21 protein-coding genes and 1 pseudogene are annotated in these 22,388 nt (G+C 47.9%); 9 read left to right on the top strand and 13 right to left on the bottom strand.

Annotated features, from left to right (window positions below):
- The 4 genes from CMR00_03100 to CMR00_03115 form a co-directional block, all read right to left on the bottom strand.
- Positions 1 to 624 (bottom strand): TldD protein (locus CMR00_03100; GenBank protein PIO48668.1); only part of this gene is annotated, 624 nt, incomplete at its 3' end.
- Positions 625 to 746: 122 nt separating this feature from the next.
- Positions 747 to 1,673 carry a phosphatase gene (locus CMR00_03105; GenBank protein ID PIO48669.1) on the bottom strand — a complete coding sequence of 309 codons (927 nt, stop codon included), beginning with the start codon at positions 1,671 to 1,673 and terminating at the stop codon, positions 747 to 749.
- A gap of 18 nt (positions 1,674 to 1,691) precedes the next feature.
- On the bottom strand, positions 1,692 to 2,018 hold the full coding sequence (locus CMR00_03110; GenBank protein ID PIO48670.1) for a hypothetical protein: 327 nt from the start codon (positions 2,016 to 2,018) through the stop codon (positions 1,692 to 1,694).
- On the bottom strand, positions 1,966 to 2,574 hold the full coding sequence (locus CMR00_03115; GenBank protein PIO48671.1) for a 50S ribosomal protein L11 methyltransferase: 609 nt from the start codon (positions 2,572 to 2,574) through the stop codon (positions 1,966 to 1,968). Before CMR00_03115 ends, CMR00_03110 begins: the two co-directional genes overlap by 53 nt.
- Positions 2,575 to 2,683: 109 nt before the next feature.
- Between CMR00_03115 and rsfS the strand changes: the two genes are divergently transcribed.
- The 4 genes and pseudogenes from rsfS (at position 2,684) to CMR00_03135 (ending at position 8,805) form a co-directional block, all read left to right on the top strand.
- Positions 2,684 to 3,193: a ribosome silencing factor gene (rsfS, locus tag CMR00_03120; protein ID PIO48672.1), complete on the top strand. Its 510-nt coding sequence runs from the start codon at positions 2,684 to 2,686 to the stop codon at positions 3,191 to 3,193.
- A 206-nt stretch (positions 3,194 to 3,399) separates the two neighbouring features.
- Positions 3,400 to 5,634, top strand: coding sequence for a hypothetical protein (locus CMR00_03125; GenBank protein ID PIO48673.1), 2,235 nt, complete (start codon positions 3,400 to 3,402; stop codon positions 5,632 to 5,634).
- A gap of 121 nt (positions 5,635 to 5,755) precedes the next feature.
- Positions 5,756 to 8,199: pseudogene (locus CMR00_03130) on the top strand (S9 family peptidase).
- 153 nt (positions 8,200 to 8,352) lie between these two features.
- Entirely contained in the window at positions 8,353 to 8,805 is a 453-nt protein-coding gene (locus CMR00_03135; GenBank protein PIO48674.1) for a hypothetical protein, read from the top strand.
- A 1-nt stretch (position 8,806) separates the two neighbouring features.
- Here the strand turns inward: CMR00_03135 and CMR00_03140 are convergent, their stop codons facing one another.
- Positions 8,807 to 9,181, bottom strand: a complete 375-nt coding sequence (locus tag CMR00_03140) for a hypothetical protein (protein ID PIO48675.1) — start codon at positions 9,179 to 9,181, stop codon at positions 8,807 to 8,809.
- Positions 9,182 to 9,300: 119 nt separating this feature from the next.
- Here CMR00_03140 and CMR00_03145 point away from each other — a divergent pair, with 119 nt between their 5' ends.
- A complete protein-coding gene (locus CMR00_03145) occupies positions 9,301 to 9,750 on the top strand; it encodes a hypothetical protein (GenBank protein PIO48676.1) in 450 nt (149 codons plus the stop codon).
- A gap of 81 nt (positions 9,751 to 9,831) precedes the next feature.
- Here CMR00_03145 and CMR00_03150 read toward each other — a convergent pair whose 3' ends face one another.
- Positions 9,832 to 10,605: a hypothetical protein gene (locus CMR00_03150; GenBank protein PIO48677.1), complete on the bottom strand. Its 774-nt coding sequence runs from the start codon at positions 10,603 to 10,605 to the stop codon at positions 9,832 to 9,834.
- A gap of 91 nt (positions 10,606 to 10,696) precedes the next feature.
- Here CMR00_03150 and CMR00_03155 point away from each other — a divergent pair, with 91 nt between their 5' ends.
- A complete protein-coding gene (locus tag CMR00_03155) occupies positions 10,697 to 11,674 on the top strand; it encodes a hypothetical protein (GenBank protein ID PIO48678.1) in 978 nt (325 codons plus the stop codon).
- A 127-nt stretch (positions 11,675 to 11,801) separates the two neighbouring features.
- Positions 11,802 to 12,635 carry a histone deacetylase gene (locus CMR00_03160; protein ID PIO48751.1) on the top strand — a complete coding sequence of 278 codons (834 nt, stop codon included), beginning with the start codon at positions 11,802 to 11,804 and terminating at the stop codon, positions 12,633 to 12,635.
- Between the two features lie 13 nt (positions 12,636 to 12,648).
- On the opposite strand, the gene CMR00_03165 is transcribed toward CMR00_03160, so the two are convergent.
- The 6 genes from CMR00_03165 to CMR00_03190 all read right to left on the bottom strand — a co-directional run bounded on the left by CMR00_03165 (position 12,649) and on the right by CMR00_03190 (position 17,634).
- A complete protein-coding gene (locus tag CMR00_03165; protein PIO48679.1) occupies positions 12,649 to 14,001 on the bottom strand; it encodes a phosphopyruvate hydratase in 1,353 nt (450 codons plus the stop codon).
- 173 nt (positions 14,002 to 14,174) lie between these two features.
- A complete protein-coding gene (locus CMR00_03170) occupies positions 14,175 to 15,152 on the bottom strand; it encodes a sugar kinase (GenBank protein PIO48680.1) in 978 nt (325 codons plus the stop codon).
- A gap of 30 nt (positions 15,153 to 15,182) precedes the next feature.
- Positions 15,183 to 16,538, bottom strand: coding sequence for an N-acyl-L-amino acid amidohydrolase (locus CMR00_03175; protein ID PIO48752.1), 1,356 nt, complete (start codon positions 16,536 to 16,538; stop codon positions 15,183 to 15,185).
- A gap of 43 nt (positions 16,539 to 16,581) precedes the next feature.
- Entirely contained in the window at positions 16,582 to 17,157 is a 576-nt protein-coding gene (locus CMR00_03180; protein PIO48681.1) for a F420-dependent NADP oxidoreductase, read from the bottom strand.
- Positions 17,158 to 17,227: 70 nt separating this feature from the next.
- Positions 17,228 to 17,455 carry a hypothetical protein gene (locus tag CMR00_03185; protein ID PIO48682.1) on the bottom strand — a complete coding sequence of 76 codons (228 nt, stop codon included), beginning with the start codon at positions 17,453 to 17,455 and terminating at the stop codon, positions 17,228 to 17,230.
- Positions 17,452 to 17,634 carry a hypothetical protein gene (locus tag CMR00_03190; protein PIO48683.1) on the bottom strand — a complete coding sequence of 61 codons (183 nt, stop codon included), beginning with the start codon at positions 17,632 to 17,634 and terminating at the stop codon, positions 17,452 to 17,454. The genes CMR00_03185 and CMR00_03190 overlap by 4 nt, the downstream gene beginning before the upstream one ends.
- A 46-nt stretch (positions 17,635 to 17,680) precedes the next feature.
- Between CMR00_03190 and CMR00_03195 the strand changes: the two genes are divergently transcribed.
- Entirely contained in the window at positions 17,681 to 19,504 is a 1,824-nt protein-coding gene (locus CMR00_03195) for a GGDEF domain-containing protein (protein ID PIO48684.1), read from the top strand.
- A 17-nt stretch (positions 19,505 to 19,521) separates the two neighbouring features.
- On the opposite strand, the gene lpxK is transcribed toward CMR00_03195, so the two are convergent.
- Positions 19,522 to 20,544: a tetraacyldisaccharide 4'-kinase gene (gene lpxK, locus CMR00_03200; GenBank protein ID PIO48685.1), complete on the bottom strand. Its 1,023-nt coding sequence runs from the start codon at positions 20,542 to 20,544 to the stop codon at positions 19,522 to 19,524.
- A gap of 113 nt (positions 20,545 to 20,657) precedes the next feature.
- Here lpxK and CMR00_03205 point away from each other — a divergent pair, with 113 nt between their 5' ends.
- Positions 20,658 to 22,373: a hypothetical protein gene (locus CMR00_03205; GenBank protein ID PIO48686.1), complete on the top strand. Its 1,716-nt coding sequence runs from the start codon at positions 20,658 to 20,660 to the stop codon at positions 22,371 to 22,373.
- Positions 22,374 to 22,388: the final 15 nt, after the last annotated feature.

A 22,388-nucleotide genomic window follows, 5' to 3' on the forward strand; every position in this document is an offset into this window, starting at 1 on the left:
TTGGTCGATGTAAGAGCCGTCTGTAGAGGCAAAAAACTTTTGCTCATTGATCATAAACAGTTGCGAGTTCACGAAGCGAATCCCTGCGCGCATGGCTTCGGCATTGACTTCAAGCAGGAGTTTGACTTTATCGGCAATCGGCACTTCGAAAGCATTCTTTTCGATGGGTGTTTTCCAAGTCTGTTCGCCTTGTGCGGCTTGTGGCGCAAGCTTGACAGGCTCTTTTTGCAGCCGCGAGTTCGCTTTAGCGATTGCAACTGCGCGTTCCGTCGCCTTTTTTATACCGTCTGCATTAACTGTATTGGTTGAGGCAAAGCCCCATGTGCCATTTGCAATCACGCGCACCCCAACTCCGAAAGACTGTGAGTTGACGATACCTTGCACCCGGTCTTCGCGTGTGAAAATAGCTTGATTCAGATTGCGACTAATCCGCACGTCGCAGTATGTTGCGCCTAGCGTTTTAGCGGTGTTCAATCCGATATCTGCAAGTCGTTTTTTGTCAGCAAAGTCCATTATGGGCGTGCGTGCTTCTTCTTCGCTGATGGGCATTGAGAAAGCAGGGAGTGGTATCAGCGCTGCGCCAATACCAAGACCTGTAAGTTTGAGAAAGTCGCGTCGTTGCATTGTGTTGTGGATAATTGTGAATTATTGCTTCATTTGCGCGGCAACTTGTGGGGCGTTGCACGGCACAAGAATTTATGAAGGTTGCGAAGTGAAATGCAAAAGTTTCTGGTGCAGGTAATTTATCAATTTAGCAAGGCGTGTAGTGCACGCTGCGCAATGCCGTAGCGCAATCCCTGCACACTTACAGTAATAGCTTTTGTTGCAAAGAGCCGCATAAATTGACGCAAAATCAGTGAGCCTGCCAAGATAACATCAGCTCTGCCAGGCTCAACCCCAAGTTCAATTATCTCCTTTACAGTCGAGCGTGCAAAGACCTCACTCAAACGCTGCACCTCTTGATAGTGCAGCGTAAAGCCATGCAACTCTGCCGAAAATCGTGGCAATCCCTTGGCAAGTTGTCCAAGTGTAACAATTGTCCCTGCCACGCCAAACACACACTCGCGTCCTTCAATAAGGAGGGCAAGCTCATTTGCGATTTTTTCAGTAATCCATTGTGTTGCCGCATTGAGTTCATCTACTGTGGGCGGCGCTGCTGAAAAAAAGCGCTCACTGACACGCACGGCGCCAATATCTAAACTTACACGCGCCTCTATGCCACCTGCCGACCCTAAGACCAGTTCCGTGCTGCCGCCGCCAATGTCAATCACCATAAAGGGTGCAGGTAAATCATGCCAGCCTGCCACTGCACCGAGAAAGGTCAGTTCGGCTTCTTCTGCACCTGAAATGGTCTCAATGCAAATGCCTGTTTCTTTAGCTACACGCTCAATGACTTCATTTCGATTGTTCGCATCACGCAGCGCACTTGTGCCAACCGCCACAATCTGCTGCACGCCATATTGTTCAATCAGCTGCAGATATTTTTTTAGGCACTCGATAAGCCGCGCTACCGCATCAGCATTGATATTTCCAGCGGCATCGACACCTTTGCCCAAACGCACGATTTCTTGTGCATTGAGAATTGTCGTGAGGGTTTTTGTTGCCGTATCCAAATCGGCGATAAGTAGCAGGGTAGTGTTTGTACCAATATCAAGCGTGGCGATTCGTTTCATTTGTGTTTTTGGTTCGAGTTACAATAGCGATGCCTGTTTGTTTGACTGCGCCGCAAGGGCACACAGCCACTCGCCTTCACTACTCAGAGAGAGCATATTGTAATGCAGTTGGCAAAGCCGTTGGTCCAGCCAATCACGGTCGTATTTCAAAATCCCTGAGAGCATCACCTTAGCTTGAGGGACGTGTGATGCTAACTGCGGCAGAAGTCTTTCGAGTACATTGCGATTTAAGTTTGCCAAAATCAATGTCCACGGCTGCAGCGCAAGCACACGCTCAAGGTCGCTTAGCGCATCAAGTTGCTCGACCTCTATGTCTTCGCATTGGTTTGCTGCAATGTTTTCCAAAGCGTTTTTTTACCGACCATTCATCATTGTCGAGTGCAAGAATCGGATTGCGGTTGCCCAATTTGCGTGCAGCTATTGCCAGCACACCTGTACCCGTGCCGATATCAAGCACAAAGTCCGTCGGCTGCATTGTCATCTCAAGCGTGCGAATCATCAGGCGTGTGGTTTCATGGTAACCTGTTCCAAAAGACATCTTCGGGTTAATCTCAAGTGTGAGGCGACCCTCAAGGTTAGGTACAGTTTTTCCAGACTGCACAATCACAATGCGTGAGGAGACCTCTATTGGGACAAGTGTTTTTTCCCATTCGGCATTCCAATTGCGCTCCTCAAGAAAGGTAACATGCATAGCAACTGACCTTCCTAACGCTTCGGTTAAAGCCGCCTGCGTGGCACATTCTCGCGCAGCGTTCCACATGGCTGCTGACATATAGGCTCGGAGTGTATCGCCATCTTCCCAGAATGCCTCATAGCCAATCTGACTTAGCAGCGCAATAGCCACATCGAAGTATTCTGCGCCGATGGACAGGGAGATTTCTACATAGGCTTTTTTTTCCATAGCAAAAGCTAAAGTATATTTTTGTGTCAAAAAAGTTTGGTAACTCAACCCAGAGCATCCTTTGTCGAAAAAATCAGCGTCCGAAAAGTTACCTCGAACATCGTCTAAGATGACTCGCGCTTCATCTCAATCAAAGCGTACGTCATCAACTGCGAAAACATCGAGCAAAACACGTGCGCAAGGTAGTAAAACTGGCTCGCGTGCTAAGACGGCGCACCTTGAGTTGCAACCTTCGCCTGCCGTTGTTGAAATCAGTGAATCAGAACGCTTGGCGCGGCGCATCGCTGAATTTGCCCTCAGCAAAAAGGGCTACGACATTACGCTCCTCGATGTGCACACACTCTCCGATTCTATAGACTTTTTTGTGATTTGCTCAGCAGATTCAGATCGACAAGTGAAAGCGATTACCGATGCCATTTACGACGGCTTGCTTGAAGAGGGTCAAAAACCTGCACACCGTGAAATTCGCGAACAGACTTGGATGGTACTCGATTACATTACAGTCATTGTGCATGTCTTTCTCAAAGAGCGACGCGCCTTTTACGGTCTTGAAAAACTCTGGGGTGATGCACGCTTTATCTACATCAACAGCGAAAAAGACCTAATCCCCACAGCTTAGCTGAGGCAATTTTAGGAAAGTGCTGTCTTCGCTTTCCCACACTAACACACAACCTTGCTTACATTGATTGTTTGGACGCAGACACCTACCTTGCCTCTCCCGCCTCAGCGCTGTCAATTACTTCGCATGTGCTTCTTCAAAATGAAATAGTCTCTGCCTGCGTTTAGAGCACAAATTTCACAGTGCAAATTTTAATTTCAATTGCCATGTTGATTTTGCCGCTTGGCAACGCCCTCTCTGCAGTTTTACCTATTGGCAACAAAGCACGCCTTCTCGATCTTGCGCGCCATGCGGCACTGCCTGTCCCCAAAGGCATTATTCTTACGCACGAATTTTACACACTTGCTTTGCAAAAGCGTGCTATCACGCTTGAGACTGCACAAGTTATCTGTCCCAACCCCTACCGTTTGCTTGCACTTGCTCCTATCCCTGCATTTAGGAGGCGTGTTGCGGTGCGTTCCGCATTTTCAGCTGAAGATCGTACTAACGAGAGCTTAGCCGGCTTTTTTGAGTCGCGCTTGTTTGTCCATCGTGCTGACCCTGCAGCGTTCGTAGAGGCATTGTGCACAGTGTGGTCGTCTGCTTTGCGCCATTCTGGTGATTTTCGGCGCGATGTGCTCATTATGGAAATGATCGACGCCCAAGTCTCAGGTATCGCATTTACGGAGCGCGAGTACGAAGATGACCTTGTCAATTACACCAGCGGCACAGCCGAGCAATTAGTATCAGGTAAGGTCGAGGGCAATGTGCTGCTTCTGCCAAAACTCAATTGGTATGAAACACACCTTGCTTGCGAGCCCTTGCCACTGTGGGCAGAGCGCTTGCAGACCTTACTGCGTAAAGTACGGCGTATCTTCGGACAAAACGACTGGGATCTTGAGTGGGCAGATGATGGCAAGCAGTGCTGGCTTATTCAGCTTCGCTCAGTGACACGCCCGACACGCCGCAACGATGCATTCACCATTGCAAATCACAAAGAAATTTTGCCGCCTTTACCCTCACGCCTGATGACAAGCCTTATTGCCTCGTGCGCCCACAAGCTCTTTGCTTACTACCGACAATTTGATGCGTCGCTACCTGCACAGCGACGTTTTATCGAGGTCTTTATTGGTCGACCGTTTATCAACCTTTCGCTGATGAGTGAGATGATGCGCCACTGGGGTTTGCCCACACGACTTGTTACAGATAACATTGGCGGCGAAGCTGGTCGTACCTTTGGAATCAATTGGCGGCGACTCTTCTTTCATCTGCCTGTTTTGCTTCGTCAAGGGCTTGCACAACTGCGCTCACCACAGCAGGCTCAAGCCACCGCTGCACGTCTTCTTTCAGCATCTGAGAGCCGTGCGCACACCTTTGCCGAAGCCATCACTGCCATGCAACAGCATTACATTGCACTTGTTACTGAAATGTTTTCGCTGACGGCTGCAATGAGCTTGCCATTGATGATACTACGCAAACTCAATAGGCTTGCAGAGCACAGCGCACGCTTGCGCACAATTTCCACTGAACTTTATACCGATCTTGAGCCGCTGCGCCTGATGGTCTTGCAGCATCCACCCCTTGCTACAGCCTTGCAGCAAGGCAAATTGCCCGACGACCCTGCTTTTCAATCGCTCTGGCAGGCGTATTTGCAAAAGCATGGACATCGTGGGATTTATGAAAGCGATATTTCTCGCCCACGCTTTTCGGAAGAGCCACAACCGCTTCTTGCGGCACTTCTGCAGTCACCACCGCATCATGCTCTACCTCAGCGCACACTCTTGGGCATACTTACCTTTCCCATTTGGCAAGCTGCTGCTCGCCCAATCCGTGCTCGCGAACAGTTGAGATACACTGCGATGCGCGCCTTTCAACATCGCCGCGCAGACTTTTTACGACTTGCCGCACAGGCTGAAGCCAGAGGACAACTTCCCAAAGCTGAATGGCTATGGCACCTTACCCTTGAAGAAGCCCTCGCTCTCGATGAGGGCGCAACCTATTCATCAGAATTTTTTGAGCAACGCAGCGTCGAACTAAAGCGCCTAGAAACCTTCTCTGTCCCCGACTTCTTTCACCGTTTCGATGATTTGGAAACCTTCAGTGCCGCAGTCAATGAACGTCCTTCATGCTTGGCAGGCATCAGTCTCACCGATGGTGAAGTTACTGGTAGAGCGTGGGTCTTACAGGTACCAGAGACACGTTTGCCTGAGGGTTATGAGACTTCGCGCACGATTTTGGTTGCACGCTCGGTGGATGCTGGTTGGATTCCTACCTTTGCTTTGGTTGCAGGCGTCGTTGTAGAAACAGGTGGCGACCTTTCACACGGCTCCATTATTTTGCGTGAGATTGGCTTGCCTGCTATCACAAATGTCAGATACGCCACACAGCTGATTCAAACAGGTGATGCCTTGCGCCTTCGCGCCGCACAAGGTATCGTGGAGCTTGCACCACAACGCTCATGAATCATTGCGTTATTGCATGCCCAACAGCGATTTTGTTTGGTATTTGGCAAAATTTGATGTAGTTATTAGCTTATGCTTTCCTTACTGGTAGATGACGAACCTTTACCAATTCAATAAGCGTATGCTCTATCGCGCCTTCTTTTTTTGTGTTATTCTCCTCTTAACCTTTGCTATGAGCGATGTGTTTTCGCAAGGTGCAACGGGTTACAAGATGCCACCCAAGGCAATTGCAGACTTGATTGATGCACCTCCGACACCTGCTGTCAGTTTTTCCCCAAGCAGCGATGCGATGCTAATTATGGAGCGCCCGAGCCTACCGCCCATTTCGGAGCTTGCTGCACCTGAAGCTCGCCTTGCAGGCCTGCGCTTGAACCCACGCACAAACGGTCGCAGTCGAGCCGAATACTTCACAAAACTCATTGTCAAATCCCTTCGCGATGGCAAAGAGAGCACCATTGCAGGTCTGCCAAATGATGCGCGTATTGGTCGACCGCGCTGGTCACCTGACGGCAAGTACATTGCCTTCACACTCACGCGCGAAGATGGAATTGAACTCTGGCTTGCCGACCTCTCCAAAGCAAGCGCACGAAAACTGCTCGATGCCAAACTTAGCGATGCTTACGGCACAACCTTCGTCTGGCTGCCTGATAGCAAAGGACTGATTGCAAAACTCATCTCCGACAAGCGCGGCGCCAAACCTGCTGAACCCACCGTGCCTTCAGGTCCAGTTATTCAAGAGACTACAGGCAAAACCGCCGCAGCTCCGACCTTTCAAGACCTGCTAAAAAATGCGTACGATGAAGCTCTGTTTGAGTATTTCCTTTCAGCCCGATTGGTGCGTGTCTTGCTCTCAGGTGAGATAAAAGTGCTTGCCAAAGAAGGCTTGATTTCTACAATTCAGCCTTCGCCTAACGGCAAATATCTACTTGTAGAGTCCTTGCACAGACCATTTTCGTATCTCGTGCCTGCCATGCGTTTCCCCAAAAAATTGAAGTGCTTGATATGACAGGCAAGGTGATTAAAGAACTTGCCGACTTGCCCCTTGCTGAAGACATTCCCCTCGGTCGTGATGCAGTACGTAAAGGCATTCATAACTGCCAATGGCGAGCAGATGCCCCTGCTACACTTTATTGGTCAGAAGCACAAGACGAGGGAAACCCCAAAGCCAAAGCTGAAGTGCGTGATAAACTCTTCACACTCAGCGAGCCTTTTACTGACAAGCCACGAGAACTTCTTGCGCTGAACTATCGCTACCAAAATGTCATGTGGAGCGACAAAGGTTTTGCACTTGTCAATGAAGCATGGTGGGCGACACGAAAAATTCGGACTTGGAAAATTAACACCACCGCAGCACAAGCTAAACCCGAGTTGCTCTTCGAGCGCTCCTTCGAAGACCGCTATTCTGACCCCGGCACGCCAGCAATGAAACCCCTGCCAAATGGCATGATGGTCTTACATCTGACTGACAATGGCAATGCACTGTTTCTCATCGGCGACGGCGCTTCACCTGAGGGCGATAAGCCTTTTCTCGATAAGTTCGTGCTCTCGACAAAGCAGTCGCAGCGCCTTTGGCAATCGGCAGCACCTTATTACGAATACCCCGTAGAAATTCTCGATGAAAAAGACTTGCTTCTTGTTACAAGCCGCGAATCTCAAACTGAACAACCGAATTATTTCCTTCGCAATCTTGCTCAAAATACACTCTCACAACTGACAACCTTTCCACACCCTGCACCTGCGCTTGCTAAAGTTCAGAAAGAACTAATTAAGTACAAGCGTGAGGATGGCGTAGAGCTTTCTGCTACGCTTTACTTGCCCGAAGGCTATACCCCAGACAAAGGACCTCTGCCGATGCTGATGTGGGCGTATCCGCGTGAGTTCAAAAGTGCCCAGGCCGCAAGTCAAGTGGTTGGCTCACCCTATCGCTTCACGCGTATCAACTGGGGCTCGCCTCTGTTCTGGCTCACACAAGGCTACGCCATTCTCGATGGTCCAACGATGCCCATCGTCGGTGAAGCCGGCAAAGAACCTAATGATACTTACATACCGCAACTTGTCGCCAGTGCCAAAGCTGCAGTCGATGAAGTCGTACGGCGCGGTGTAGCCGATAAGAATCGCATTGCAATCGGTGGGCACTCCTATGGCGCATTCATGACGGCGAACCTTCTTGCGCACTCCGACCTTTTCCGTGCTGGCATTGCACGCAGCGGTGCTTACAACCGCACACTCACACCATTTGGTTTCCAAAACGAAGAACGCACCCTTTGGCAAGCCCCTGAGACCTATATCGCCATGTCTCCATTTATGAACGCAGAGAAAATCAATGAGCCCATCTTGCTCATTCATGGTGAAGCCGATAACAATCAAGGTACCTTTCCGCTGCAAAGCGAACGCTTGTTTAATGCTCTGAAAGGACTTGGTAAAACTGCACGGCTTGTTTTGCTTCCGCATGAATCACATGGCTATCAAGCTCGCGAATCGGTGATGCACATGCTCTATGAAATGCACGAATGGCTAGAAAAGTATGTCAAACACGCTGATGCAAAAACATCACAAGCGAACTAAGGCATGGGCTTTTCCTATAAGAAATGAACAGCACAAAGATTCATCAGAGCCTACTGCACACTCCGCTGAATCTTCGTAAGAAAAACGATATCGTCAGCAACTGCGTTGCCTCGTCAAGTTTTCTGTAACTCTATTCCGTTTCTCGTTACATTTATGACCAATACGCAACTTAGCCCCCGTTGGGCACGCCTGCAGAAGGTTGAGGAGATTGAGACCGACCGCTACTTTATTGACGTCTATGTCTGTCCAATCGCTACAGAAGAATTGCGCGAAAAATACCTTTATGAGCCCCCTGTGCTTTACGCGTTTGCTATCTTTGATAAAGACAATACATACCTTCTAAGCTATGGGCTCGAAATGCGTGAAGCCGTTCGTATTAGAGAAGATGACACGGAAGAAACTTACATCGGTTATTTTCTTGAAGCCTTTTGTGAGCATCAGCACTTTACCTGCAAAAACTTTAAGGAAATTGAACCTGACTTGGAAATGGTGCGGGCCACCGTGATTTCCTTTGTCGTAGAGTATAACGCTGTAGAAAAGATGTTGGAATACGACCGAGAATCCTCGCGGAGCGAAAGTGAAGTAAATAAGACAAGTGATGAATAAGTTACAGCTCGACTTGATTAGAGCCTAAAAAAAACCTGCGTACATGATTGTCAATGACTTCAATATCTACGGGCTTTGAGAGCAGGTAGGCATTGTATAATCGGATTTTTTTATACTCGTCCTCTGAGATGAGCTTGCCTGTCATCATTATCTTTGGCACTCGGATGTTTTTCTCGTGCAACCAATGCAAAAACTCCATACCATTCATCTCTGGCATGTCATAGTCGGTAATGATGACCTTAATCTTATCCTGAAGCTGCTCAAACTGCAGGCATCCTTCTTTGCCGTTTTTTGCAACAACTACCTCGTAGTTTTCACTAAGGTACTCTGCAAGTGTTTCTCTTATGATGTCATCGTCTTCAATCAAGAGAAGCATACGAAAACTTATGCAAGATTTTTATGCAGAAATGCAGAAAGGTTCTCTCTATAGAGAAAAATAAGTTTTTTTTTCGTTAAAGATGGGTAAGTTTTTCGCTAAAGAGAAAATTTAGTATTATGCAAAGTTTCGCAGAAGAGACAGAAAAAAAAGGACTCAAAACAGTATCTCTTGTTCAGGACATCGGTGTGCGCTTGAAAGAAGCACGCTTATCAATGCATTATAGCCAGCAGCATTTTGCGAATCGCCTCAACACTTCGACTGGATTTATCAGCGAAATTGAGAGCGGTAAGAAACTACCCGGTGTACAGTTGCTGCATTCGCTATGGCGAAACTTTAACATCAATACAAACTGGCTACTTACGGGAAAGGGCTCTATGTTCAACACCAACTCAGATGCACATCACATTCATCAACATCAAGGGGATCAAGTTGAAGACACTCTCTTTCAGCAGCAAATTGCTACACTGATTGAGGAAAACGAGAAACTGCGTGAAAAAATCTTGCAGTTGGAAGCACAAGTTGCGCTGCTTTCAGATTTAATTATCCGAATCAAAAAAGAGACCTAGCGTTCTTGCGCCAAGCAATAGGGTTTGTTGCGTACGATGCTGCATGGTCAGTTGCAGTTGTGTTACAAATCACACAATGTTTTACTTGCCCCGAAGTTTTTCAAGCAGTTCTGCGGCTTCTTTTTTGCGTTCCTCATCTCCGTACTCTTGTGCTTTAAGCGTGGGAATTTTTTCAAGTTGTGCGCGGGCTTCTGCAAACTTATCGTCTTTTTCTAAGGCGCGCGCATAATCCAAGCGAAACATCACGAAATCGTTGCGCAGCTCAACGGCTTTTGCAAGATGTTTGATAGCATCATCGAGGTTGCCCCATGCAAGGCCAAGCGGAATGCGCATCACTTCGGGTGTTTCAGAGAGTTTGAGGTGTGTTCTGCCTAAAATGTAGTGGGCAGTTGCCAAGACTTGGTCGCCTGAGCTATTGAGTTGAATGGCTTTTTCTGCGTCTGCTCGCGTTTGTTTAACCAAATCTTTCACGCTGAGCACGCCCCTGAAGAGCGCGACTTTTCCGTTTGCTACAGCACGACGCACATAAGCAACGGAGGATTGCGGGTTGAGTGAGACGGCTTTGTCGGCAAACTCTTTGGCTTTGACGTAAATTTTTTCCTGTTCGCTCTTGGGCTGTGTGTCGCCAAAGACCACATAGACACGCGAGGCGCGCCACATCACCTCAAAATCATTCGGGAACTTATCTAATGCTTCATCGACTTTAGCTTTCGCTTCAGCTATTTTGATTTGCTCCATTAGCCGATCAATCTCCTCACACACTGCTTTCGCGTCTTGCGCTTTTGCAGAGGCGCTTAAGAGTAGCCCCATGCAGAGCAGCAGAGTAGCAAGGCAAAATTTTGCAGGTTGTTGCATAGTAACTTAGTTATGTTTTTGAATGGCAGTGCGTGAAAATACAACCTGACCTCCTTCCAAGCAATTTTCATCATTTTTTGGATTTACCTGAATGCTTGTAATTTCAGCGGCTATTTCAAAAACTGTATCAACGAAACTCTACTGCGATGAGACTTTTCAGACGATTTTTTCCCCTTTTCATTTGCTTTATTTTTTTGCGACACTGCCACTTTACGCACAACGCGAACAAATTGGAATTCGCTATGAGCAATTTGGCGCGGCGAATTTAGACAAAGCCGAGCCTGCGTTTCTTTCTAGCAATACACTTAGCGCGTTTGCGCTTACAGCTAATGCGTCCTTCAAGGTGTTTTTGGATAAGCGCGGTGCGTCCAGTCTGACGCTTGGTGCACAGTATCGCTATGTGCGGCTTGGTCAGGATATTGCTGTCTCTTCCAGCCCGCCTGCTATCTTTGCACCACGCGAAGCGCACTTTGTCTTTCTTGACCTTGTCTGGCAACAACGGCTTTCTACTGACTTCACCTTGTTTGTAGCAGCACGTCCGGGCGTCTTTTCTGACTTTCGTGATGTGGTTTTCGATCACGCACGCTTGGAAGGCGCAGCGTTTGTAGATTGGCGCATCAGCGATGAACTTACACTGGGTTTGGGCGCCGCACGCACCAGCAATTTCGGTCGCGTCCTCATTGTGCCTATTGCACACATGATTTACTTCGGTGGCGAATCATTTATGATTGACGCCATTATTCCACGCAACCTTGACTTTATTTTCTATCCGTCCAAAGAATGGGAACTGGGCGTAAGTTTCTTGCTCAACGGCAGCGAGTATCGTGTGGGAGATGCGGCACTAAACAGTCTGAATATGAATCAATTCGGCTTTGCTAATCTCACAGCGGGACCGATTATTCGCTATCAATTCCTCGAGAAAACCTATCTCTCGCTCGAGGGCGGTTACACGTTGCTGCGCCGCACAGAACTTGCTGACAACCGTCTCTCTGGCGATGCACGCTTTCTGCGGCAGTTTAACCCTGCAAACACTTGGTTTTTCCGAACCGGTATTCAACTCATGTATTGAGAGACTGTCGAGCTTTGTAGGGTTTTCACAACACGCCTGCCTAAAACCAACGGAGTTGTTTTTGCTATGCGCGTCTTTTTATTCCGAGCGATACACGATTGACTTGCCCGATGGACACCGTTTTCCGATGGAAAAATATCGCTTGATTCGTTTGGCACTTTTGCGTGAGGGTGTGGTGCGCGATTCAGAACTCTTGGAACCTCCGCTTGCCACTCACGACCAACTGCTGCTGGCGCATTCGCCTGACTATGTAGATGCGATTTGCAGCGGCTCAGCCTCACCTGATGTTATTCGTCGCATTGGATTTCCTTGGAGTGAAGGGTTAGTTCTGCGTTCACTTGCCACAGTTGGTGGGGCACTTGCTGCAGCCGAGGCTGCGCTGCAAGATGGCGTCTCTGGCAACCTCGCAGGTGGGACGCATCATGCCTTGCGCAATTCTGGTGAAGGCTATTGCGTCTTTAATGATCTTGCTGTAGTTGCGCTGTGGCTCTTGGGGCGGAAACAGGTGCGTCGTGTTGCCATCATTGATTTGGATGTGCATCAAGGTAATGGCAATTCTGAGATTTTAGGCGGACATGAAGATGTCTTTATTTTCAGCATGCATGGAGCAAAGAATTATCCTTTCCGCAAAGTGCCCTCCACGCTTGATGTTGCGCTGCCTGACCACACCAGCGATGCCGAGTTTCTTGACGCACTGGCTTTGCACTTGCCTAAAGTCTTTGACTTTCAGCCCGATATCGTGCTCTATCAAGCAGGTGTTGACCCGCTCAAAGAGGACGCCTTGGGACGACTTGCCTTGACGCATCAGGGTTTGATGGAGCGCGACAGAATGGTGCTTACTGCGTGCAAACGTCTTGGTATTCCCGTCTCGCTTGCTTTAGGCGGCGGATATGCTAAGCCGATTGAACTGACCGTTGAGGCGCATGTCGGCACATACAAAGTTGTACGCGAGATATTCTAATGCACGCATGCACTTAATCTTTTGCTGCGATGCGAAATGCGGCTCTGCCTAAGAAGCGCGCTTCACTGCCGAGTTGCTCCTCGATACGCAGCAGTTCGTTGTACTTTGCAATGCGGTCAGTGCGCGACATACTGCCCGTTTTGATTTGTCCCGCGTTGGTTGCCACTGCAAGTTGTGCAATCGTGGCGTCTTCAGTCTCACCGCTGCGATGTGAAATTATGCAGGTGTAGCCATTGCGCGTTGCCATATCGACAGCTTCCAGTGTCTCGGTCAGCGTGCCAATTTGATTGACCTTAATAAGAATAGAATTTGCAACACCCATCTCGATGCCGCGCGCAAGTATTTTTGTGTTCGTCACGAAAAGATCATCACCTACGAGTTGGACCCTATCGCCAAGCTGCTTGCTAATCATCGACCAACCATCCCAATCATTTTCTGCCATACCATCTTCCAGCGAAATAATCGGATAGGTCTTGACCCAGTTTGCCCAGTACTCCACCATTTTCTCAGACGAGAGTTCTTGCTTGGTTGATTTTTTGAAGACATACTTTTTCTTGTTCGGGTCATAGAACTCGGAGCTGGCTGGATCGAGAGCAATCATGACATTGCCTGCAGCTGCAGGTGCGCTGCTTGCTTTCTTTGACTTTGTAGCTGTTGGGGCAGCTTCACCTGCTTTGTAGCCTGCTTTACCAATCGCTTCAATGACCAGCTCTATGGCTTCTTCATTGGATTTAAGATTTGGTGCAAAGCCACCTTCATCACCGACCGCTGTACTGTATCCTTTTGATTTGAGCAAGGCTTTCAGCGCGTGGAAAATTTCTGCGCCGCATTGCAGGGCTTCACTAAATGAAGTAAAGCCGAGCGGCACAATCATGAACTCTTGAAAATCGACGTTGTTATCGGCATGCGCGCCGCCGTTGAGCACATTCATCATCGGTACAGGGAGTGTTCTTGCAAGAGTGCCCCCGATGTAGCGATAGAGCGGCAAACCCGCAAAATCTGCACCTGCTTTCGCACAAGCCAGCGAGACGCCCAAAATCGCATTTGCGCCAAGTTTGGATTTATTTTCTGTGCCATCGAGCTCAATGAGTTTACGGTCGATCGCCGTTTGCTCTGTGATAATCATACCTGCAAGAGCATCGTTGATAACCGTATTGACATTCTTCACGGCTTTGAGCACGCCTTTGCCGAGATATTTTTTCTTATCACCATCGCGCAGTTCAACGGCTTCATGTTCGCCAGTGCTTGCACCACTTGGCACAGCGGCACGTCCAAACGCGGTTTCAGTATAGACATCGACTTCAATTGTTGGATTGCCGCGTGAATCCAGAATTTGTCGGGCAGTGATTTTTTGGATGAGTGGCATACTTCGATTGGATAAGTTTCAAGTTGACGATGTACATCAAAAGGGCAAGACAAATATACACTGAAAGGGAGATTTACAGCAGCACTAAGATGCACATGCAAGAGTTTTTTCTAGCTTGTTGCACACGCAGCACAGCGAGCAACTGGGGACATGATTTTTCTTTCAATGTGCGTTCAGAAACACAGTGCTGCCGCGCCCATCACACCTGCACGGTTGCCGAGTTTTGCTTGCAAGATCTCCAAACCTTCGTGCATTGATTTGAGCGTATAGCGATAAAGTGCTTCACGCGCAGGCTTGAGAATGAAGTCACCTGCACCAGAGACTCCTCCGCCAACGACAAACTTGCGAATGTCCAGCACGGAGACAATTGTGCCTAATCCGGCGCCGAGGGCCTCGCCTACAAAGCGCCATGTCTCGAGGGCAATGCTATCGCCACGCTGTGCAGCCTCGCTGAGCAATCTGGCATCTAAGCGAGATAAATCCCCATCGCATAGTTCATGGAGAATCTTGGATGGTGCATCTGCCATCAAAGATTTGGCATAGTCGACAATGCGCTGCTGACCAATGAGTCCTTCCAGTGAGCCACGAATTCCAGCATGTATGCGCTCACTACGGTAGTCAATCGTCATGTGTCCTAGCTCGCCAGCGGCTCCTGTAACACCGCGATAAATTTTGTTGTTGATAATAATGCCACCGCCCACGCCTGTACCTAACGTAATCATCACAAAGTCGCTAAACTGGCGTCCCGCACCGAACGTTGATTCGCCAAGCGCGGCGACATTTGCATCATTTTCAACAAAAATAGGTAGCATGAGTTTCTTGCGTCGTTCAAGTTCTGTGCGCAGAATGTCGCCGAGCCTGACCACGGTCCAACCAGGCAAGTTCGGCGGATAACTAATTGTGCCACCGTCTAAACTCACCACGCCCGGTACACCTATACCGACACCTGACAGCAAATCCCGTGCGTGCATTTTGAGTGTCTCATTAAGCACTGTGCAAATTCCCGCAAGTATATTCTCAATCACAGTCTCTGGACCTTTTGCGGCTTCAGTCGGGAGTTTGTGTTCAAGAAGAATGTTACCACTAACAGAGACGGAGGCCACTTTAATTGCCGTGCCTCCTAAATCCACGCCGATTGCGAAGTGCTCCATACTGCTTGGTTTTTTATATTGAGCGCGATGCTAACGTGATTCAAGAAAATCCAGCGCGACCTGCAACATTGCTTTAAGTCCAGACTGCAGCGCTGATTCATCGACAAAAAATCTTGGGGAGTGATTGGCATCAGCGGTTTTGAGTTCACTCTTAGGCGTAACGCCAACAAAGAAGAAAAATCCCGGTATTTTCTTTTGGTAAAACGAAAAGTCTTCTGCACCCGTGATTTTGCTCATGGTCATCACATTTTCTTTGCCAACGGCACGCTCTAAGCTGGGCAACATTTTTGCAGTCAAGGCTTCGTCGTTATGCGTTACAGGGTAAAGTTTTCTGATGGTTACGCGTGCTCGCGCGCCTGCGCTTTTTGCAATCTGTTCAGAGGTGTTTTGAATGCGCGCATGAATATCGTTTTGCATCTCTTCGTTGAAGGTGCGAATCGTGCCCAGCAGATGCACACTATCGGGAATGATATTGTGTCGCACGCCACCATGAATGCTGCCAACCGTGATGATAGAGGGCTCTGCGGTTACATCGACTTGACGACTCACAATCGTTTGCAAGCCTAAGATAACTTGTGAAGCAACGACAATCGGGTCAACGCCTGCCCAGGGTTTTGCGCCGTGTGTTTGCCTGCCTTTAATTGTGATTTCAAGGTTGTCGACCGCTGCCATTGTTGGACCCGGTCGATAGGCGATTTTCCCAGATTCTAATCCTGCAAAGACATGCAAACCGAAAATGGCATCAGGTTTTGGATTTTCAAGCACGCCTTGCTTAATCATCAACTCTGCACCGCCTTCTTCACCCGGTGGGGCACCTTCTTCAGCAGGCTGAAAGATAAACTTGACTGCGCCGCGCAACTCTTGTTTCATTGAAGCAAGAATTTCGGCTACGCCCATGAGAATTGCGGTATGACAATCATGCCCACACGCATGCATCACACCGACTTCTTGACCATTGTATGTGGTTTTGACTTTGGACGCAAACGGCAATCCGGTTTCTTCTGTAACAGGTAGCGCGTCCATATCGGCACGCAGCGCGACCACTTTGCCCGGCAAGGCGCCTTTCAGCACTGCCACCACGCCAGTATGTGCCACACCGGTTTGTACTTCTAACCCTAAACTTTTCAGATGGTCAGCCACCACCTTTGCTGTGCGAAATTCGCGGTTCGACAGTTCTGGATGCTGATGCAAGTCGCGCCGCCAAGCAATCACCTTTGATTCAATCGCTGCGACTTTCTCAGCAAGAAGGCGCTGCAACCGCTCGGCGCGCGACGGCGTCTCAATCCACTCTGAAGACAAGGTTACAAGTTGTGCTGCCGCATGTTGATACTGCGCTGAACCCAGCAGCATGGTCAGCAAAAAGATAAGGACAGTACGTGTACGCATCATGCTTTGCAGAAGGAATTGGTTAGAGATTGCCTTAGAGAAATTAGCGTTTGAGCAATTTGAATGCAATTTCTCCGCCCATCTGTTGTTTGAAGGCAAGGTTTAGAAAGAGCAGTGTCATGGTCTCCAAGTGTCGCGCTTGTTGGAGTGTCCCGCAATCAACTGGTTCAAAACCACTATCGCGAATCAGTGTAGCAACTTTTTCTTTTGCTTCTGTGTGATTGCCGCAGTAAAAGCCTGTTGCCGGAATGCCGTCGTAGAGCGGATTAGCGAGGACTTTCGCCCCAATTGTGTTATAGGCTTTGACCACATGCGTCTCTGGTAACCATGATTGGATGAGTTCAGCAGCAGAAGTATCGTGCGGTATAACAAGTGAGGCAAAGTCTGGTGCAAGGGCATTCGTGCAATCAATCAGTGTTTTGCTGCGCAAGTCTTTTGCAAGTGCTCGCACAGTTTCTTCTGCGGCGCTCCATGGGACACCTAAGAAAATCACTTCACCAAATTGTGCAGCATCTTGATACGACCCTGCTTGTGCTTTTGCTTGTGTTTCTGCAACAAGTTGCGCCGCTTTTTCAACAGAGCGCGTACCGAAAAAACCTGATGATCCTTGTTCAGCCAGACTCTGCCAAGTCTGCTGCTCATATTACCTGTGCCGAGAATGCCTATCTTCATTGATTGTGCACTTTGAGTTATACAATGGGGAAATATGGGTCGAAGAATTGCTCCAAGGTGGCTTGCTGCAAATCGTGATGATTAAGATGCTGTGTGCGCTCATACATCAAATCAGCAAGGTAATCCATATTCGCATAGTCCTTAGCTTGCATATCTTGCTCGATAAGAGCGCCTAAGAACATCATTTGTTCTGGCGAGAGGGTATTGAGAAACTTCTCAAAGTTGGGTCTGTATGCTGGCTTCATTTGTGTGTTTGCTCTGCTAATTGTTCAAAGTTACAACGCTTTAAGCCACTGTGAAAAGTGCAGCCATAGTTTTTCTTTGCACCAAGACTTTCTGCATCTTTAAGCATTCTTTGTTCCCTGTGTGTTCTGATCTTTGAGCAAAAGAAATTGTGCAAAAAACTATCTTTGCCGTTACTCATACATGTATCTTTTTCTTTTGCAGTTCCTGCAAACTCATGACTTGTTATGAGAACACTCGAAGAGAAATGGGCAGCAATTGTCTTCGACATCGTTGATTACGCCTTTCAGCCCATCATCAATGTGCATACAGGAGCAGTGTTTGGCTTTGAGGCGTTGTTACGCAACTATGAGTTAGTTGGATTTGAGACAGCTCAAGAATTTTTCGATGCTGCCTACCGCGAAGGTGTGCTCTTCAAGGTTGAGCTTTTCCTAAGAGAAAAAGCAATTCAAAAATTTATTGCAACCGGCGCATATGAGAAAAGTAAACTGTTCTTTAATGTCGATAGCCGCATCATAGATATGCCCGACTACCAGCAAGGGTACACTGCAAAGATTCTTGCTCGCTACGGTCTGACACCGCACAGTATTTCATTTGAGATTACGGAGCGTCATCGATTCAGCAACCTTACGCGAGCCTTGCAACTCTTGAAAGTTACACATGCACAGTCTTACAAAATTACTATTGATGATTTTGGTGTCGGTTATTCTGGTATGCAGCTACTCTACAGCATTGAGCCTGATTTCATCAAAATCGACCGTTTTTTTATTTCCGACATCACTAAAGATTCCAAGAAGCGATTTTTTGTAACCAATATTGTCAATATGGCGCATTTGTTGGGCATCTTGACTGTTGCAGAAGGCATTGAAACTGAACAAGAGTTCTATGTCTGCCGCGACCTCGGCTGCGATTTCGTCCAAGGCTACCTCTTTCAGGCGCCTACCACCGATGTCTCACAATTGAAGTTGAAATACGATTATGTCGAGCAGCTCTCGCGTGCTGACCGACGTAAAACCTCAAACGATCAACAACTTATTTACAGCAAAGTTGAGTTCATTCCGCAGCTTTCGAGCGATGCTAGCGTAGAAGAAGTGTTTAATTACTTTCTCGAAAACAAAAATAGCAGTTTCTGTCCTGTAACCACACCTCGCAATGAGCCTCTGGGTATTGTGCGTGAGCGCGACCTCAAATCCTTTGCCTATTCGCCCTACGGTCGTGAGCTATTGAAGTCCAGCGGCAAAACACTCAAAGATTTTCTTGTGCGGTGCCCTATCGTCGACATCAATACCAAAGCTGAACAAATGATTGAGATTTTCTCAAGAGAAAACGACGATAGTGAAGGGATTATCCTCGTAGAGGACATGCAGTACATAGGCTTTCTTAGTGCAAGGTCGCTTCTGAGCATCATCAACGAAAAAAATCTCATTATTGCACGCGATCAAAACCCGCTTACCAAATTACCCGGCAATACACTTATCCACACCTATGTCTCGGAAGGTCTTGCTGCAGGTGTCGACCACTATTCGCTCATTTACTACGATTTTGACAATTTCAAACCCTATAACGACAAATACGGATTTCGCCGCGGTGATAAAGCGATTTTGCTTTTTGCAGACATTCTCAAACGACACTTCGATAGAGATGATCACGCCATGATTGGGCACATCGGCGGTGATGACTTTTTCCTCGGCTTCAAAAATGTGGAGTTTGAAGATGCCTACCGAGCTGCGCGTGAAGTCATCGTGGAATTTACAGAAAGTGTCAAAGCACTTTATGATGAAAAAGATCGCCTTAATGGCTACCTGACAGCCAAAGATCGCGACGGAAATCTTAGACAATTTCCACTCCTCACGGTCAGTGCTGCTATGCTGGAAATCGTTGGTGAAAAAAGTTTCTGCTCTATGGAAGAAGTTAGCATGATACTGGCAGAGCTGAAGAAAATGTCGAAATCAAACAATGAAAAAATCACGCCTGCAACTGTACTGCGGCGCACCACTATCACGACCATCAGCGAAGCTGTGGAAGCACCGCTTCCACAGATGAATGCTTAAGTTCCTACGCCTACCCTTCAATCAGCACCGTTAAGTGCTCGACGCAAGGCTGACTCTAACTCTTCTTTGCCTGCCATAATGTCAAATTCAATTTCAAGGTAAAAACAGGGTGCATTGCGCAGCGCGTTAAAGAGTTCCTCTTTAGCTTTGAGTCGATAGTAATCTTTTTCTGTGGTTACAATTATATTCGTACCGTGGCGAACCACCTCACTCAAAATGAAATCAATGTCTTCGGCTGTGTAATCGTGATGGTCAGGGAAATGTTTGGCATGCTCAACAATTAGCCCTGCGCACTGAAGTGTCTCCATAAAGTTTTTGGGGTCGCCAATGCCTGAAAATGCAAATGCCCAGGTGTAGAGAAAAGGTTGTGTGCCCAGTGGCACAAGTTCAGCGGAAAAGAAACTGCGCAGCCCTACAATGCGCACACTCGTTTGCACTACAGGCTTTTGAAAAGGCGCCAGTGCCTTGCACAGTGGCATAAGCTCAAGATACTTAGTTACTTTGGAGAGCACAATCAAATCAGCACGCGCAATACCTTGAACGGACTCACGCAATCGCCCCAGCGGCAAAAGCGCCTCCGAAAACACATTTTGCTCAGCGTGCATGACCAAGATGTTCAGGCTGCGCTGCATCTGTCGATGCTGAAATGCGTCGTCGAGGATAATCACGTCGGGCAAGTGATGTGCAAAATGCTGTTCAATGAATCGTGCTCCAGCGATGCGTTGTTCAGCCACGACCACAATGGCTTGCGGATTACGCCGCGCCAGCATCAGCGGCTCATCGCCAGCTTCAGCGGCACTGACACGCACGAATTCACCATCGCACACTAGCACGACGCCTTTGCTCTTGCGCTTGTAGCCCCGCGAAATAATCGCTACACGCTTACCCTCTCGCTGATAGAACTTTACAATCCAATCCACCATTGGCGTCTTGCCAGCCCCGCCCACCGTTAGATTACCTACTGCCACAACTGGGATGCGCGATGCCGAAACGTTCAGAGTGCCCCAATCAAAAAGTGCATTGCGCACCGCCATGACCATACCATAGAGACGTGAGGCGATATAAAGGAAAATTTTCAAGTGAATCGTTTGATAAGTTTGGCTAAATTTTAGGTGCGACCAATTTGCAAAAAACTCTATTCACCAATCGTTCTATGATGAAAGTTTTATTTTTCATTGCAGCATTCTTGTCTTACGCAACACTGCATGCACAAATCAAATTTTCGGTTACCTTCCCCAAAAGCCTTGAAAATCAAGCCCTTGATGGGCGACTGCTCCTGATGCTTACAACCGACAGCACCAGCGAACCGCGCTACCAAATTCGTGATGAAGTTACTACTGCACAAGTCTTCGGCATTGATGTCGAAAATTGGCAACCCGATAAGCCTGCTACTATTGACGCCAGTGTTCTAGGTTACCCGATTCGCAGCCTTTCAGGTCTCAAAGCAGGACGATACTATGTCCAAGCGCTTCTACATCGCTACGAAACTTTCAAACTCAAGGATGGACGTGTCTTAAAACTGCCCATGGATAGAGGTGAAGGACAAAATTTTCGCACGGCGCCCGGTAACTTGGTTAGCGACGTCGTTGTGATGAATATTGACCCCAAGAAAACATCAACCTTTATTCTTTTGCTGACCAAAAAGAACCCACCCCTACCCGAACCGAAGGACACCAAGTATATCAAACACATCAAGATGCAAAGTAAATTGCTCTCGGAGTTTTGGGGACGCCCCATGTATCTGGGCGCCCATGTGCTTTTGCCCGAAGGTTTCGAAGAGCATCCCGAAGCACGCTATCCGCTCTGCATCTTTCACGGACATTTCCCTGCTGATTTCTCAGGTTTCAGCGAAACGCCACCTCCTGCCGATATGGACACCAGCGATTACAACGAGCGCTTCAAAATCTATGGCTACAAAAAAATTCAAGCACAGGAAGCCTATAACTTCTACAAAACTTGGACAAGCAAAGATTTTCCACGCTTCCTTATCGTCGAAATTCAACATGCCAATCCCTACTACGATGATTCCTACGCGGTCAATTCAGCAAACTTAGGTCCTTATGGTGATGCAATCACTTATGAACTGATTCCGTTCATCGAAAAACAATTTCGCGGTATTGGTCAAGGCTGGGCAAGATTTCTCTACGGCGGTTCAACTGGCGGCTGGGAAGCGCTTGCAGCACAAATTTTCTATCCTGACGAATACAACGGCTGCTTTGCTGCATGTCCTGACCCCATTGATTTTCGTGCCTACACTGTGGTCAATATCTATGAAGACAAAAACGCATACTACCAAGAGGGACAGTTTCGTCGCACGCCCCGTCCGGGCAAACGCGATTATTTGGGACATATCAGCGCCCTGCTGGAAGATATGAACATCAAAGAGTTGGTCTTAGGCACAAAGTCTCGCTCTGGCGATCAATGGGACATTTGGGAAGCGGTGTATTCACCTGTTGGCGCAGATGGTTACCCCAAACGCATTTGGAATAAACTCACGGGTGAGATTGATCACTCTGTTGCAGCCTACTGGCGTGAAAATTACGACCTGCAGCATATCATCAAGCGCGATTGGCCAAAGATTGGTGAAAAACTTAAAGGCAAGATTCATATCTACTGTGGGGATATGGATAACTACTACCTTAACAATGCCGTCTATCTGATGGAAGAAACCCTCAAAAGCCTTGATAATCCTAAAGCTGACGCTGAAGTCAAATATGGCGACCGCTTTGAGCACTGCTGGAATGGTGATCCTACATTGCCTAACTACATCACTCGTCTGCGCTACAATACCATGTATGTGCCGAAGATTTTAGAGCGCATTGAAAAAACGGCGCCTAAAGGTGCAGACCTCAAGAGTTGGCGTTACTAAGACCTTTTGTGCATG

The sequence above is a fragment of the [Chlorobium] sp. 445 genome (assembly GCA_002763895.1).
Lineage (GTDB): Bacteria > Bacteroidota > Chlorobiia > Chlorobiales > Thermochlorobacteraceae > Thermochlorobacter.